We start from the raw sequence: 14,331 nt of genomic DNA, 5'->3' as shown, positions 1-14,331 counted from the left end.
CCGAAGGTCCGGTTAAACGGGGCGGTGTTCGGCCAGCAGCCAGCCGTGCCGGAATCGCAACATGTTACGCCGTCAGGGTAACCGTGGCATCACCCGCCTGCATGTCTCCGGTCGCACGATCAAAGCGCAGATAGGCGATTCCCTGACCATTCGACTGGGTGAACAACGTGCCCGCCGGTTTGCCGCCGGACGTGATTTCCGTCCCGACCGGTGCCGAGCCTTCAACACGGACGCTTCGCAACCCTTTGCGCAGCTCGGTCTTGTGCTTCATCCGGGCGGTGACTTCTTGCCCGACATAGCAGCCCTTTTTGAAATCAACACCGTTCAGCGCTTCGAACCCGGATTCAAGGATATAGCTGTCGGGCGTCAGTTCGATGCCGGTTTCCGGGATGCAGTGCTGCACACGGATGGTATCCCAATCGGTGCCGTCATCTGTTTCAGCCTCGGGCGTGTAGGCCCGCCAGCCCATATCCGGGTGGCGCGGGTCGGGCAGGGCGCCTTTGGGTGCAGGACCGGTGCCGCGTTGCAGGTTTAGGCCACTATCCTCAATCGATACATCGGCGCGCAGCTTGTACATGCTCAGCCGTTTGACAAAGCCGTCGGCGATCTCTTCTGCGACATCCAGCAAGATCACGTCGCCTTCACGTTTCAAAAAGAAATCGGCCAGATACTTGCCCTGCGGGGTCAGCAAGGCCGCATAGACAAGCCCGCCATCAAGCCCTTCAATATCATTGGTCACCAGCCCCTGAAGAAAGCTGTCACTGTCCGAGCCGCTAAGGCGCAGAATACGGCGATTGGGCATCGGGTGGTCCTCGTCATTTCCCTCGGCCCCGTGATATAGGAGTTCCCGCCGCCATGACCAGAGGGTATCCACCTTGCCAGCACCGATCAGCATCGTCATCCCGACCCTGAACGCGGGTGAGGCCCTGTCGGAAACCTTGCCAGCACTGATGGAAGGCCTGCACACCGAGCTGATCCGCGAGTTAATCGTCACTGATGGCGGATCAACCGACCTTACACTGGAAATCGCGGACGAGGCCGGGGCCGAGATCGTCACCAGCGCGCCCTCACGCGGGGGGCAGTTGCGGCGGGGTTGTGCGGCTGCCAAGGCCGAGTGGTTGTTGGTCTTGCACGCCGACACCGTGCTGCAAGAGGGGTGGGCCAAAGAAGTGGCCGAACACCTCGCCACTGGCCAACCGGCGGCCTTTCGTCTGACCTTTGGGGCAAAAGGGTTCTGGCCCGCATGGGTCGCGGGTTGGGCCAATCTGCGCAGCCGGGTGTTTGGCCTGCCTTATGGAGATCAAGGGTTGCTGGTGCCGCGCCGCATGTACGAAAAAGTCGGAGGTTACCCCAATCAGCCACTGATGGAGGACGTAGCGCTGGTCCGTGCCTTGCCGCGCGTCACCTTGCTGAACACCCGCGCTGTTACGAGTGCGGAGCGTTATGCGCGGGTGGGGTGGCTGCGTCGGGGCGCGCGGAATCTGTGGACTCTGACCCGGTATTTTCTTGGGGCCGATCCGGAGCAACTGGCGCAGGCGTATCGGCGGTAAGGGTCGTTCGCAGCTCAACCACGGATTTGCCCAGACGGAACGGTGCGGCAAAGCTGACCAGACACAGGGCGATGATCTGCAGCACCAGAATATGCGCGTTGGCCTGCAGGTATTCCCATTCGTCCTTCAACTTGCCGACCTGTTCGACCAAATCATCATAGCTTTGGGCCAGGATCAGATAATCCCCTGCGATGGCGGGAACCTTGCGGCGCATGTTGTCGATAGCGGTCTGGGTTGTTTCATCCAGCGTCGTGAAGACAAGAAACTGGTCGATATTAAACGCGTCGGCCTTGGCGGCCATCTGGTCTATCTCTTCCTTTTCCTGGCGCCCGAATAGAAAATGAAGCCCTTGCAGCGGGGCGACCTCATTGGTCACCGCGATGAACAGGGGCAGGTCGGCATTGCTGGCCGTTGAGGCAGACAGGAACTCGACCCTGTCGCACAAGACAGCGGTGTCCGGGTCATAGGCTGGATCGCAGAACCGCAACCGGAACCGTGCCGCATCACGGTCAAAGGCCAGCGTGGCGGCATAGGCTACGTCGATCTGCCGGTCCAGCCGCGAGCTGTCTGAGGTATAGAGGCCTGCAAGAACCGCCAGCAATGCCCCGATCCCACCAAGGACAACCCAAACCAGATCCGCCAGTTTCCACGCCCGGTGCCCCGCCGGTTTGCGAAACAGAAACGCGGTGCCGATCGATCCGGCCAAAAAGAACAGGATCAGCAGCGGCAACTGGTTTTCGGTCACAAAGTTCATGACACCAAAGTGACCACCTGCCAGCGTGCTGGCAACACTCCTCACGGGCAGTTGTAGTTAAGAGCCAGAGCTTTGGCCGAATTTCCGGAACAGTTTGGTGCGGTCAAAGGCCTGTTCCAGCTCGGCGGTGCGGTCCTTGACCGAATCCCACAGTCGTTCCTGTACTTCGGCGATGACGCATTCCATCAGAACCAGAATAGACGCCATCGAATCCCAGGCCGACGGAACTGCGATGCGCGCCGCAAAGGTGTGCTTTGCCAGTCTGTGAATGGGCGAGCGCCATTGATCGGTGAACAGCACGATCTCGGCCTCGCGTTCCTGACAGAGTTGCCCGATCAACATGGTCGAATTCTCATAGCGCCGCACATCCAGCGCGATCAGCACGTCGTCCTTGCGCACATCCAACAAGTCATGGGTCCACGACGCCGCAAAAGGCAGCATCCGAACATCTGGGCGGATCATTTGCAGGTGCAAGTATAGGTATTGGGCCAACGCGCCGGTGATGCGCCCCCCGGTGATGAAAATGCGCCGGTTGGGATCGCAGAGTAGGTTGCAAAAGCTGTCAAACTCTGCCGGATCGACCTCATCAATCGTGCGCTTTTGATTGGCCAGCGCCTGCTGGGAATAGCGGTTCAGAATGTGTTCTTCCGGCAGGTCGTTTTGCCAGACGTCGCGTTTGGCGGCGGGCCCAGAGATCATCTCTTTGACCTCACCCCGCAACGCCGCTTGAAACTGTGGGTAGCCTCCAAACCCGGTCTTTTGCAGCATCCGCGCGACGGTTGTGGTTGAGACCGAAGCCGCGCTGGCCAGTTCCGTAATGCTGCCCAGCCCCGCCATGGGGTAGTCGTCCAACAGGACGCTGATAAGTTGCCTTTCAGACGGGGTCATCTTGTCCCGATGGGCCAGCAGCCTGTCCGTTACCCGCACCTGTGGGTCCTCCTGCAGCAATTTAGGCAAGTTGTGCAGAATTTTTCAGCACAACTTGCTCTGAAGAAATCTTTACAGGAAAATTATTGACAGGTGAATGTATCATGTGGAAATTTTTCCACAATTCACATTCACGGAATCGCAGGACGGCACATTGGACTTCGGAACGGTTGTTCACACGGATAACGCGGACGGCGCACCAAAGGTGCTGTTGGTTTGTGAACATGCCTCGAACCGTATTCCGGTATTTCTGAGAGATATGGGGCTGACGAACGAGGCGCTTGAAAGCCACATCGCGTGGGATCCCGGCGCGCTGGGCGTTGCGCAGCACATGGCTGGTTTGATGTCCGCACCGTTGGTGCATGGAGGAGTGTCCCGACTGGTCTATGACTGCAACCGCCCGCCTGAGGCTGTCGGTGCCATGCCGGTCAAAAGCGAGCAGTACGACATCCCTGCCAACGCCCGTATGACACCGGATGAGCGTCAGGTGCGGGTCGAGAACATATATGTTCCCTTCACGCAGGCTGTCTCAGGCCAGATCGCGCAGCACAGCCCGTCGCTGCAGCTGATGGTGACCGTGCACAGTTTCACGCCTGTTTTTCATGGCCTGCAACGCTCGGTCGAGCTTGGTATCCTGCATGGCCGTGACGATCGGTTTGCTATGGCGATGTCGGAGGCAGTGCCCGCGCAACCATCCTTTGTGACCCGTCTGAACGAACCCTATTCCGCAGCGGATGGAGTAGCACATACGCTGGATGCGCAGGCTTACCCAAGCGGATTGCTGAATGTCATGATCGAGATCCGCAACGATCTGATCCGCACGCCACAGCAGCAACGGGCCATGGCCGAGCATCTGGTGCCATGGATCGACCGCACCCTTGCTGGGTTCGACGAAGGGGGTTTCGCGTGATCAAGGTGATGGCGTCATATGTGCGGGTGGTCGATGCGATCAATTACCGGATCGGTCGGGTGATGATGTGGGGCCTGTTCGTGATGATGGGCATCCTGCTGTGGTCCTCGATCTCGAAGACGTTCTTCCTGCCGTCTCTTTGGACGCTGGAAATGGCGCAGTTCGCGATGGTGACATACTACATCGTCGGCGGGCCGTATTCGGTCCAGCTGGGCTCGAACGTGCGGATGGACCTGTTTTACCACAACTGGAGCCACAAAAAGAAAGCGTGGTTCGACGCCTTCACCGTGCTGTTGCTGATCCTGTATCTGAGTGTGCTGTTATACGGCGGTTTGGGGTCGACAGCTTATAGCCTTGGCTATTGGGGCGACGCGCCGGTCTCGTATTTCACCGGCCTGCTGACCGGCAGTGAAGAGATCGGACGGCTGGAGCGGTCTTCGACCGCGTGGCGGCCCTATATCTGGCCGATCAAGGCCATCATGGTGTTCGGCTTCTTCCTGATGCTGCTGCAGGCGATTTCGGAATTCTTCAAAGACATAGCCCGGATCAACGGGCAGGAAATCGGGGTGAGCCGGGCATGAGCCAGGAATTTATCGCCATCTTCATGTTCGCGCTGATGATGCTGATGCTGTTTACCGGCCAGCGTGTCTTTGGCGCGATCGGCGCGGTTGCCACCATCGCTGCGCTGGCGCTGTGGGGAACAGGCGGGCAGGACATCACGTTTTCAGCCGCGATGAAGCTGATGAAATGGTACCCGCTGCTGACGCTGCCGATGTTCATTTTCATGGGTTATGTGCTGAGCGAAAGCCGCCTGGCCGATGATCTGTATCGCATGTTCCATGTTTGGATGGGGCCGTTAAATGGCGGCTTGGCTATAGGCACCATCGGGTTGATGGTGCTGGTGTCGGCGATGAACGGCCTCAGCGTTGCGGGTATGGCAATCGGCGCGACCATTGCGCTGCCTGAGTTGCTGCGGCGGGGCTATGACAAGACCATGGTGACCGGTGTCATCCAGGCCGGGTCGAGTCTGGGTATCCTCGTGCCTCCCTCGGTGGTGCTTGTGCTTTACGCGATGATTGCGCGGCAGCCGGTCGGGCAGTTGTGGCTGGCAGGCATCCTGCCGGGTCTGCTGATGGCGGGCCTGTTTATCCTCTACATCTGGATTCGCTGCCGTATTCAGCCTGAACTCGGCCCTGCGATGGAAGACGCGCACGAAGTACCGTGGTCCGAGAAAATCCGCCTGCTTGGGGCAGGGGCTCTGCCGCTGATCATCTTCGCTGCCATGATGGTGCCCTTTGTGAATGGCTGGACCTCGCTGGTGGAAAGCTCGGCCATCGGTGCACTGACGGCGCTGGTCGTTTCGGTCATTAAACGCCGTATGACGTGGAAGATCTTCGAAGACTGCACCAAGCAAACGCTGGCGATTTCCTGCATGTTTATGTGGATCATCCTCGCCGCGCTGGGCTTTGGCGCCGTGTTCGACGGCCTCGGTGCAGTGAAAGCGATCGAGAACCTATTCACGCAACAGCTCGGCCTGTCGCCCTGGATGATCCTGATCCTGATGCAGCTTAGCTTTATCGTCATGGGTACGTTTCTGGATGACACTGCGATGCTGGTCATCGTGGCCCCGCTTTATGTGCCACTGGTCGGTGCGTTGGGGTTTGACCTGATCTGGTACGGGGTGCTGTACACGATCACCACGCAGATCGCCTATATGACACCGCCCTTCGGTTATAACCTGTTTCTGATGCGCGCGATGGCGCCACCCGAGATCGGGTTGAAGGACATCTACCGCTCAATCATTCCGTTTGTCGGCGTGATGGTGCTGGCCCTGATTATTATAATGATATTCCCGGAAATTGCCTTGTGGCTGCCCGGCTATGTCTATGGGAATTAACAAGAATGCCCGGTGAATGGGCACGCAAACTTCAACGGAGAGGAAATTGACATGACGACAAGACGTAAGTTTCTGAAGACCGCCGGGGTGGGCGTTGCCGCCGCACCGCTGGCCACGCCCGCGCTGGCGCAAGGCACGATCACGTGGCGGATGCAGACCTATGCCGGCCCTGCACTGGCCGAGCACGTGATTGACCCGGCCATCAAGATGTTCAACCAGATCGCCGGCGACCGGATGCAGATCGAGCTGTTCTATGCGGACCAACTGGTACCGACGGGTGAGCTGTTCCGCGCCATGCAGAAAGGCACCATCGACGCGGTGCAATCGGACGATGACTCGATGGCGTCGCCCACCGAGGTCACCGTGTTCGGCGGCTATTTCCCCTTTGCCTCGCGTTATTCGCTGGACGTGCCGGTCCTGTTCAACCAGTGGGGCCTGAACGAGATTTGGGATGAGGAATACTCCAAGGTCGGCGTCAAACATATCAGCGCTGGTGCATGGGACCCGTGCCATTTCGCCACCAAGGACCCGATCAACAGCCTCGCAGACTTGCAGGGCAAGCGCGTCTTCACCTTCCCGACGGCGGGCCGGTTCCTGTCGCAATTCGGCGTGGTGCCTGTTACCCTGCCTTGGGAAGATATCGAAGTCGCGGTGCAGACCGGCGAGTTGGACGGCATCGCATGGTCGGGCATCACCGAGGACTACACCGTAGGCTGGGCCGATGTGACCAACTATTTCCTGACCAACAATATCTCTGGCGCCTGGGCGGGGCACTTCTTTGCCAACATGGACCGCTGGAACGAACTGCCTGAAGACCTGCAGACCTTGTTCAAGGTTTGCTGTGATCAATCGCACTACTATCGTCAGTGGTGGTATTGGGGCGGAGAGGCCAATCTGCGCGTCAACGGCACCAAGATGCAGCTGACCACCATCCCGGACGAAGAATGGGCAACGGTCGAGGAAGCTGCGGTCAAGTTTTGGGATGAAATTGCCGCTGAGTCTGAGACCAAGGCTAAGGTTGTCGATATCTTCAAGCGCTATAATGCCGAAATGCTCAAGGCTGGACGGCCCTATCGCTATGGCTAAATGACCCGATTCCGGCGCGTTAGCGATACCACGCGCCGGAATCGAACCACAGGAAACGACTTTGCGAATGCTAGCATCCGTTCAGACACAGAAAAGAAAACTCCGGGCGCGCGGTGGTGCGACCCGGATCAGCGGGGTGTGAACGGATGGCTATAGCAGGCTTTTTGATCGAGATTTTCGCGGCAACCATGTTGCTGCTGTTTGCCGTGCGACTGGTGCGCACAGGGATTGAACGGCGCTTTGGGGCACTGTTCCAATCGATCCTGACGCGCCACTCGAACACATTTGTGGCGGGTGGGGCCGGTATGGTTCTGGCCACGATCCTGCAAAGCTCGGCCGCAGTAACAGTTCTGCTGACTGGATTTGCCGCGGCGGGGATGGTCACGTTTGGCCTTGCGCTGGCCGGGGTGCTGGGTGCCGATCTGGGTGCGGCGCTGGTCATTCAGGTGCTGTCCTACGATCTGGGGTGGCTGCAACCGGTGCTGCTGGCGCTGGGCGGCTGGCTGTACCTCAAGTCCGACCGAGCCAATGTGCGGCTTATCGGGCGGATCGTTCTGGGCATTGCCTTCATTCTGGTGTCGCTGCAGTTTCTGCGCGATGCGGTTGATCCAATCCGTGAAAGCGCGTTTTTGCCGGCCATCGCGGGTTATCTTGAAAGCGACTATTTCAGTGCGTTCATCGTGGGCGCGGTGCTGGCCTTTGTCATGCACAGTTCGGTCGCGACTATCCTGATGTGCGTGACGCTGGTGCAAGTCGGAGCAATCCCCTTTGCCGCAGGGCTGTCGCTGGTGCTGGGGGCCAATCTGGGCTCGGCTTTCATCCCGATCTGGCTGACGCGTGACATGACCATCTCGGCCCGACGCATTCCCTGGGCAAACCTGCTGCTGCGGGGCAGTGCAGCCTTGGTGATGCTGATCGTGGTTAACGTGACCGGCGCGCATGAAGCGCTGATGGTCGCAGGGGCAGGGCAGTCGCTGATCCTGGCCCATATCGGCTTCAACCTGACTGTCTTTGTGCTGGCCACCGGTTTCGTGAACTGGATGGAACGGCCAATGGCCCTGTTGCTGCCGGAACCGAAGGTCGAGGCAAACGTGATGGATCAGTTTACGGATGCGCTCAGCCCGTTGAGCGATCCCAGCGCATCTGGGGCGAATGTCGCGATGTCCTCGGTCCGGCATGAGCTATTGCAGATGGTCACGCAGGTCGAACGCATGTTCCGCCCGGTGCTGGATATCTATGAGCAGGATGACAGCGATGCCATCTCGGCCCTGTGGCAGCAGGATGAAAGGGTGAACGCGCAACTCACCGAAATCCGCCGCTTTGTCGCACGGATGCCACGCCAGAACATGAGCAAGGCGCAGATCAAGGCAGCGCGCGGTCTGGTGGAATATGCCATCCGGCTTGAGGCGGCAGGCGACGTGGTTTCCAACCGCATGACCCGCACCGCCCAGATCAAACACACCGAGCGCACCGAGTTTTCCGCGCAGGGGTGGAAAGAACTGACCGATCTGCACGCGGCCATTCTGGAAAGCTTCTCTCTGGCCCGTCACGTGCTGCTGGTCGATGACATGGACTGCGCCCGCCGGCTGGTTCTGGACAAGGCCGAGGTCAAACGCTTGTCTCGTCGCAGCCGGAAGGCGCATCTGAAACGGTTGGAGCGGGGGCAGACCGAAAGCTTCCAATCCAGCGATCTGCATCTTGAGACGTTGCGCGCCATGCGAGATCTGCACGGCCATATAGCCGCCGTCGCCTATCCGATCCTCTACAAGAGTGGACAGGTTCTTGAGACGCGTTTGGTGATGGAAATGGAAAAGGACGCGGCCGATGACTGACGGCTGCGAAAGGGAGCGCGAGACCGGGGTCTCGGAGGGTGACAAAGGATGAACGGGATGGGCAATGAAGCGCGTTTGGACGACCTGAAAGCCAAGGTTGACGCAGGCGAGGTGGATACCGTGCTGGTCTGCATGGTCGACATGCAGGGGCGGTTGATGGGCAAGCGGTTCCATGCCGGGCATTTCGTGGCGGGCGCGTGGCAGGAAACCCACTGTTGCAATTACCTGCTGGCCACCGATCTTGAGATGGCGACGCCAGATGGTTTTGCGGCCACTAGTTGGGAACGGGGCTATGGCGACTATGTCATGAAACCCGATCTCAGCACCCTGCGCCCGGTGCCGTGGCTGGAAGGTACAGTGATGGTGATGTGTGACGTGCTGGATCACCATACGCATGAAGAAGTGCCCCATGCGCCGCGCTCGATCCTGAAGAAACAGGTCAACCGTCTTAAGGCGATGGGCTATGACGCCATGTGCGCCACCGAGCTGGAGTTTTTCCTGTTTGAGAAAAGCTTTGACCAGATCCGCAAGGAAGGCTTCCGCGATCTGGAACCGATCTCGGGGTACAACGAGGATTACCACATCCTGCAGACCACCAAGGAAGAGCATGTGATGCGCCCGATCCGCAACCATTTGTGGAACGCGGGTATTCCGGTCGAAAATTCAAAGGGTGAGGCCGAAACCGGGCAGGAAGAGCTGAACATCAAATACGCCGGTGCGATGGAGACAGCCGAGTATCACTCGATCGCCAAAAACGCGGTGAAAGAGATCGCCTGGCAGCACGGCCACGCAGCAACTTTCCTACCGAAGTGGCATCACGACAAGGTGGGTAGTTCCTCGCACGTGCATCAGTCGCTTTGGGCCGATGGGCAACCGGCGTTTTACGATGCTGCGGATGAGCTGGGTATGTCAGCGCTGATGAAAAGCTACATGGCCGGGCTGCTGAAATACGCCCCGGACTACACCTATTTCATGGCGCCTTACATCAACAGCTATAAGCGTTTTATGAAAGGCACCTTTGCGCCCACGCGGATCATCTGGTCGGTGGACAACCGGACTGCGGGCTATCGTTTGTGCGGTGACGGTACAAAAGCGGTGCGGGTGGAATGCCGGATTCCAGGGTCCGACATGAACCCCTATCTGGCGATGGCCGGAATGCTGGCTGCAGGGATTGCGGGCTTCGAAGAGGGGCTGCAGTTGCAGCCACCGACCACAGGTGACGTCTATCAGGGCGATACCGGCATGATCCCCGGCAACCTGCGCGAAGCGCGCGAGGCGCTTCTTGCCTCAGCCATGTTGCGCGAGGCAATGGGGGATGAGGTAGTCGATCACTACGCCCGTGCGGCGGAGGTCGAGATTGAGGAATTCGAACGCGTGGTGACCGATTGGGAAGTTGCTCGCGGTTTCGAGCGAGCTTAGAGGGTAGGAGCGAGGGGCCAGCCCCTCGCGCTCCCCGGGATATTTTTGGCCAGATGAAGCAGGGGATCCTGTTTCCTTCGGAAATGGAGTGGATATGGGGCAGATGTTGAAATGTGTCTCACCGATTGATGGATCGGTTTTTGCTGAGCGGGAAGTGTTGTCTCGGGACGCGGCGTTTGAGGTTGCAGGCCGGGCCCGCGCGGCACAGGCCGCATGGGCGGCACGGCCTATGCAGGAGCGGATTGATCTTGTGATGGCCGGAGTGGCCGCAGTTGGCGCAATGAACGACGAGATCGTCCCAGAACTGGCCCATATGATGGGGCGCCCGGTGCGCTATGGCGGAGAGTTTGGCGGCTTCAACGAGCGCGCCAGTCATATGGCCGAGATCGCCGAAGCTTCGCTGGCCGATATCGCGGTGGGCGAGGATGAGACCTTCAAGCGCTATATCAAGCGCATCCCGCATGGCGTGGTGTTTGTGGTGGCGCCGTGGAACTACCCCTATATGACGGCGATCAACACGGTTGCCCCGGCGCTGATCGCGGGGAATACCGTGATCCTGAAACACGCCACGCAAACCCTGCTAGTGGGCGAGCAGATGGCGCAGGCGTTCCATTCGGCAGGTGTGCCAGAGGACGTGTTCCAGAATGTGTTCCTGAGCCATGACGTGACCAATGACCTGATCGCGGGCAATGCGTTTGACTTCGTGAACTTCACCGGCTCGGTCGGTGGCGGGCAGGCGATGGAACGGGCAGCTGCAGGCACCTTTACCGGCGTCGGGACTGAGTTGGGCGGCAAGGACCCCGGCTATGTGATGGATGACGCTGATCTGGATGCCGCAGTTGATACTCTGATCGATGGGGCGATGTTCAACTCGGGCCAGTGCTGCTGCGGGATCGAGCGGATCTACGTTCATGAAAGCCTCTATGACGATTTCGTCGCCAAGGCAGTTGAAGTCGTGAAGGGCTACAAACTGGGCAACCCGCTGGATTCTGAGACGACAATCGGCCCGATGGCCAATGTGCGCTTCGCGGACGAGGTTCGCGCGCAGATTGCCGAGGCAGTCGCAGACGGAGCAGTGACCCATATCGACACTTTCCCCGAAGATGACGGTGGCGCCTACCTGACCCCTCAGATCCTGACCAATGTTACTCATGATATGCGGGTGATGCGGGATGAGAGCTTTGGCCCGGTCGTGGGCATCATGAAGGTGTCCTCAGACGAAGAAGCCATCGCGCTTATGAATGACAGTGAGTTCGGCCTGACCGCCAGCCTTTGGACCCGCGATGTAGATCGCGCGGCACGGGTGGGTGACCAGATCGAAACCGGCACTGTGTTCATGAACCGGGCCGACTATCTGGACCCGGGCCTGTGCTGGACTGGCTGCAAGAATACCGGGCGTGGGGGTGGTCTTTCGGTCATCGGCTATCACAACCTCACCCGCCCCAAATCCTACCATCTAAAGAAGGTGACATCATGAGCCTTGTTGGAAACTGGTCCTACCCGACCGCAATCAAGTTCGGTGCTGGCCGTATCAAGGAATTGCCCGAGGCCTGCGCGGCGGCTGGCATGAAGCGCCCTCTGCTGGTGACCGACAAGGGGTTGGCCAATCTACCGATCACCACCGCGACGCTGGACATTATGGAGGCCGCAGGTCTGGGCCGCGGATTGTTCAGCGATGTGGACCCAAACCCGAATGAAAAGAACCTCGACGCGGGTGCTGCGGCCTATAAGGCAGGTGGCCATGACGGGGTGATCGCGTTTGGGGGTGGCTCAGGGCTGGATCTGGGCAAGATGGTGGCCTTCATGGCTGGTCAGACACGCCCTGTCTGGGATTTCGAGGATATCGGAGACTGGTGGACCCGAGCGGACGCCGATGCCATCGCCCCGATCATTGCCGTGCCAACGACGGCTGGAACGGGGTCCGAGGTGGGCCGCGCCAGCGTCATCACCAATTCCGAGACACACGCCAAGAAGATCATCTTCCACCCCAAGGTTCTGCCGACAGTGGTGATCTGTGACCCAGAGCTGACCGTTGGGATGCCCAAGTTCATCACCGCAGGCACCGGTCTGGATGCATTTGCGCATTGTGTCGAGGCGTATTCCAGCCCGCACTATCACCCGATGAGCCAGGGTATCGCGCTGGAAGGGATGCGTTTGGTGATGGAATACCTGCCGCGCGCCTATGCCGACGGATCCGACATCGAGGCCCGCGCTCAGATGATGAGCACGGCTGCGATGGGGGCTACCGCCTTCCAGAAAGGCCTCGGCGCCATCCACGCCATGAGCCACCCCGTTGGCGCGCATTTCAACACCCATCACGGCACCACTAACGCGGTCTGCATGCCTGCCGTGCTGGAGTTCAACGCGTCTGCCATCGCGGATCGGTTCCAATCCGCAGCCGCCTATCTGAACATAAACGGCGGCTTCGACGGCTTCCGCGCCTTTGTGCAGGAGTTCAACGATGAGCTGGGTATTCCGCGCAAACTGTCCGATCTGGGTGTGACCGAAACGGCGATCCCCGAACTGGTCAAAGGTGCGATCATTGACCCGTCCTGCGGTGGCAACCCGATCGAACTGACCGAAGACAACCTGACCACGCTGTTCAAAGCGGCGCTGTAACAGGCTTGCCGAACCCATCCCTCACCTCTCATACTGATCAGAGGTGAGGGAGATTTTGATGACCAAAGAGATTGTTCTGATCCACGGGGCCTTTGCCGGGCCGTGGTGTATGGAAGATTACGCGGGTTTCTTCCGCGACCGCGGCTGGACGGTGCACACCCCGGCCCTGCGCTATCATGGCGGAGATCCAAAGGCCGAACCCGATCCCGGCCTGACCGACACCAGCGTCATGGACTATGCCAACGACATCGCCGAATTCGTGCAGGGGTTGGACAGCAAACCGGTGCTGCTCGGCCACGCCATCGCTGGGGTGGTGGCGCAGCAGGTGGCGTCTCGCGGGTTAGCCAGCGCCATCGTGCTGATCAACCCGAACGCCGCCTGGGGGACGTTGCCCGAAACCGATGACGAACGCGCCATCCCGCGTGCGTTGATGGAGGGTGGTGCCTTCTGGAAACAGCCCATGCGGGTCGAGTTCGACCTGATGGCCCCCTTCGCGCTGAACAAAATGCCCGAGGCGCAGCAGCACGCTGTGTTCGATCGCCTCGGCGCCGAAAGCGGTCGGGTGATGTTTGAGATGTTCTTCTGGATGTTCGACGACCACCACGCGATGAAGGTGGATATCGACAAGGTCGATTGCCCCGTGCTGGTCGTCTCGGGCGCCGAGGATCGGGCGGTGAACCCCGACACCTGTCGCGCGCTGGCGGATCTATACGGAGATCGCGCGACCTTCATGCCCGTCAAAGACCACGCGCATTTCCTGTTCATGGAACCCGGCTGGGAGAAGCCCGCAGGCCAAATCGCCGACTGGCTGGACGAGAAGGTGGGCTAGAACGCCCACCCTGCGGGCTCAGTTATTGGTCGAGAACGTGCTCTGCGGTTTCCACTTGAGAGTGCCGTCGCCTTCCCGGTGACAGCGCAGCAGACGCTCTTGAATCGTGCTGACCGTTTCGGTGACGGTATTGTCGCCAGTCAGCAGGACAAAGGCGTCCTGCGAATAGGCCATACCGTCGTAATAGCAGAACCGTTTCTCGGCCCCTTCCGGAATTGGGGATGCGGTGCTGAGCATCTGCTGCGCCGGGGCTTGGGTGGCCAGCAGGGCAAAGGCCAGCCCGAGGGTTAATGTCTTCATGTCGTCCTCCCGTTCGAATATCTGTAGGTCTTTTTCGGCCTTGGACGCTCGGAACCTCAAATGTCGTTCTTGAATGACGGTTTGAGGGTAAGTGTGAACGAGATCAACGGGTTAGGCAAGGGTGGTGTTTGTGGGGCGCTGGTGGGGGGGGCTCGCGCTAGCCAGCCAATGCTTGATAGAAGGCATCATTCCTGCGCTTGAGCCGCCC

The 14,331-nt window shown here is 59.5% G+C and carries 13 protein-coding genes and 1 pseudogene; 10 read left to right on the top strand and 4 right to left on the bottom strand.

Features of this window, described 5'->3' with window-relative positions; genetic code table 11:
- Positions 1-64 precede the first annotated feature (64 nt).
- Positions 65-802 (bottom strand): CAF17-like 4Fe-4S cluster assembly/insertion protein YgfZ, encoded by a 738-nt coding sequence (ygfZ, locus tag GOW98_RS01955; protein WP_170329455.1) that lies wholly within the window; start codon positions 800-802, stop codon positions 65-67.
- Positions 803-875: 73 nt separating this feature from the next.
- On the opposite strand from ygfZ, the gene GOW98_RS01950 reads away from it, so the two are divergent.
- Positions 876-1,550 (top strand): TIGR04283 family arsenosugar biosynthesis glycosyltransferase, encoded by a 675-nt coding sequence (locus GOW98_RS01950; RefSeq protein WP_170329367.1) that lies wholly within the window; start codon positions 876-878, stop codon positions 1,548-1,550.
- A gap of 7 nt (positions 1,551-1,557) precedes the next feature.
- Here GOW98_RS01950 and GOW98_RS01945 read toward each other — a convergent pair.
- Positions 1,558-2,304, bottom strand: a pseudogene (locus GOW98_RS01945) (hypothetical protein); the annotation flags it as partial.
- A gap of 57 nt (positions 2,305-2,361) precedes the next feature.
- Positions 2,362-3,261 carry a MurR/RpiR family transcriptional regulator gene (locus GOW98_RS01940; protein WP_254437873.1) on the bottom strand — a complete coding sequence of 300 codons (900 nt, stop codon included), beginning with the start codon at positions 3,259-3,261 and terminating at the stop codon, positions 2,362-2,364.
- 67 nt (positions 3,262-3,328) lie between these two features.
- On the opposite strand from GOW98_RS01940, the gene GOW98_RS01935 reads away from it, so the two are divergent.
- The 9 genes from GOW98_RS01935 (at position 3,329) to GOW98_RS01895 (ending at position 13,823) form a co-directional block, all read left to right on the top strand.
- Positions 3,329-4,141: an N-formylglutamate amidohydrolase gene (locus tag GOW98_RS01935; protein ID WP_170329366.1), complete on the top strand. Its 813-nt coding sequence runs from the start codon at positions 3,329-3,331 to the stop codon at positions 4,139-4,141.
- A gap of 8 nt (positions 4,142-4,149) precedes the next feature.
- Positions 4,150-4,722 carry a TRAP transporter small permease subunit gene (locus GOW98_RS01930; RefSeq protein WP_170329453.1) on the top strand — a complete coding sequence of 191 codons (573 nt, stop codon included), beginning with the start codon at positions 4,150-4,152 and terminating at the stop codon, positions 4,720-4,722.
- Positions 4,719-6,038 (top strand): TRAP transporter large permease, encoded by a 1,320-nt coding sequence (locus tag GOW98_RS01925; protein WP_170329365.1) that lies wholly within the window; start codon positions 4,719-4,721, stop codon positions 6,036-6,038. Before GOW98_RS01930 ends, GOW98_RS01925 begins: the two co-directional genes overlap by 4 nt.
- Before the next feature lie 51 nt (positions 6,039-6,089).
- Positions 6,090-7,124, top strand: a complete 1,035-nt coding sequence (locus GOW98_RS01920; RefSeq protein WP_170329364.1) for a TRAP transporter substrate-binding protein — start codon at positions 6,090-6,092, stop codon at positions 7,122-7,124.
- Between the two features lie 146 nt (positions 7,125-7,270).
- Positions 7,271-8,956, top strand: a complete 1,686-nt coding sequence (locus GOW98_RS01915) for a Na/Pi cotransporter family protein (protein ID WP_170329363.1) — start codon at positions 7,271-7,273, stop codon at positions 8,954-8,956.
- Between the two features lie 57 nt (positions 8,957-9,013).
- Positions 9,014-10,375, top strand: coding sequence for a glutamine synthetase family protein (locus tag GOW98_RS01910; protein ID WP_170329362.1), 1,362 nt, complete (start codon positions 9,014-9,016; stop codon positions 10,373-10,375).
- A 94-nt stretch (positions 10,376-10,469) separates the two neighbouring features.
- Entirely contained in the window at positions 10,470-11,852 is a 1,383-nt protein-coding gene (locus GOW98_RS01905; protein WP_170329361.1) for an aldehyde dehydrogenase family protein, read from the top strand.
- Complete coding sequence (locus GOW98_RS01900; RefSeq protein ID WP_170329360.1) at positions 11,849-12,994, top strand: iron-containing alcohol dehydrogenase; 1,146 nt, start codon at positions 11,849-11,851, stop codon at positions 12,992-12,994. Before GOW98_RS01905 ends, GOW98_RS01900 begins: the two co-directional genes overlap by 4 nt.
- Positions 12,995-13,052: 58 nt before the next feature.
- On the top strand, positions 13,053-13,823 hold the full coding sequence (locus GOW98_RS01895) for an alpha/beta hydrolase (RefSeq protein WP_170329359.1): 771 nt from the start codon (positions 13,053-13,055) through the stop codon (positions 13,821-13,823).
- 18 nt (positions 13,824-13,841) lie between these two features.
- On the opposite strand, the gene GOW98_RS01890 is transcribed toward GOW98_RS01895, so the two are convergent.
- Complete coding sequence (locus GOW98_RS01890; RefSeq protein WP_170329358.1) at positions 13,842-14,123, bottom strand: hypothetical protein; 282 nt, start codon at positions 14,121-14,123, stop codon at positions 13,842-13,844.
- Between the last annotated feature and the right edge of the window lie 208 nt (positions 14,124-14,331).

The sequence above is a fragment of the Ruegeria arenilitoris genome (assembly GCF_013032445.1).
Lineage (GTDB): Bacteria > Pseudomonadota > Alphaproteobacteria > Rhodobacterales > Rhodobacteraceae > Ruegeria > Ruegeria arenilitoris_F.
This window is presented reverse-complemented; position numbering and strand designations above follow the sequence as displayed.

Excerpts from the sequence above, each read along its gene's own strand:
- ygfZ (WP_170329455.1), bottom strand. The coding sequence starts at position 802 with ATGCCCAATCGCCGTATTCTGCGCCTTAGCGGCTCGGACAGTGACAGC.
- GOW98_RS01935 (WP_170329366.1), top strand. The coding sequence starts at position 3,329 with ATGTATCATGTGGAAATTTTTCCACAATTCACATTCACGGAATCGCAG.
- GOW98_RS01930 (WP_170329453.1), top strand. The coding sequence starts at position 4,150 with ATGGCGTCATATGTGCGGGTGGTCGATGCGATCAATTACCGGATCGGT.
- GOW98_RS01925 (WP_170329365.1), top strand. The coding sequence starts at position 4,719 with ATGAGCCAGGAATTTATCGCCATCTTCATGTTCGCGCTGATGATGCTG.
- GOW98_RS01920 (WP_170329364.1), top strand. The coding sequence starts at position 6,090 with ATGACGACAAGACGTAAGTTTCTGAAGACCGCCGGGGTGGGCGTTGCC.
- GOW98_RS01915 (WP_170329363.1), top strand. The coding sequence starts at position 7,271 with ATGGCTATAGCAGGCTTTTTGATCGAGATTTTCGCGGCAACCATGTTG.
- GOW98_RS01910 (WP_170329362.1), top strand. The coding sequence starts at position 9,014 with ATGGGCAATGAAGCGCGTTTGGACGACCTGAAAGCCAAGGTTGACGCA.
- GOW98_RS01905 (WP_170329361.1), top strand. The coding sequence starts at position 10,470 with ATGGGGCAGATGTTGAAATGTGTCTCACCGATTGATGGATCGGTTTTT.
- GOW98_RS01900 (WP_170329360.1), top strand. The coding sequence starts at position 11,849 with ATGAGCCTTGTTGGAAACTGGTCCTACCCGACCGCAATCAAGTTCGGT.
- GOW98_RS01895 (WP_170329359.1), top strand. The coding sequence starts at position 13,053 with ATGACCAAAGAGATTGTTCTGATCCACGGGGCCTTTGCCGGGCCGTGG.
- GOW98_RS01890 (WP_170329358.1), bottom strand. The coding sequence starts at position 14,123 with ATGAAGACATTAACCCTCGGGCTGGCCTTTGCCCTGCTGGCCACCCAA.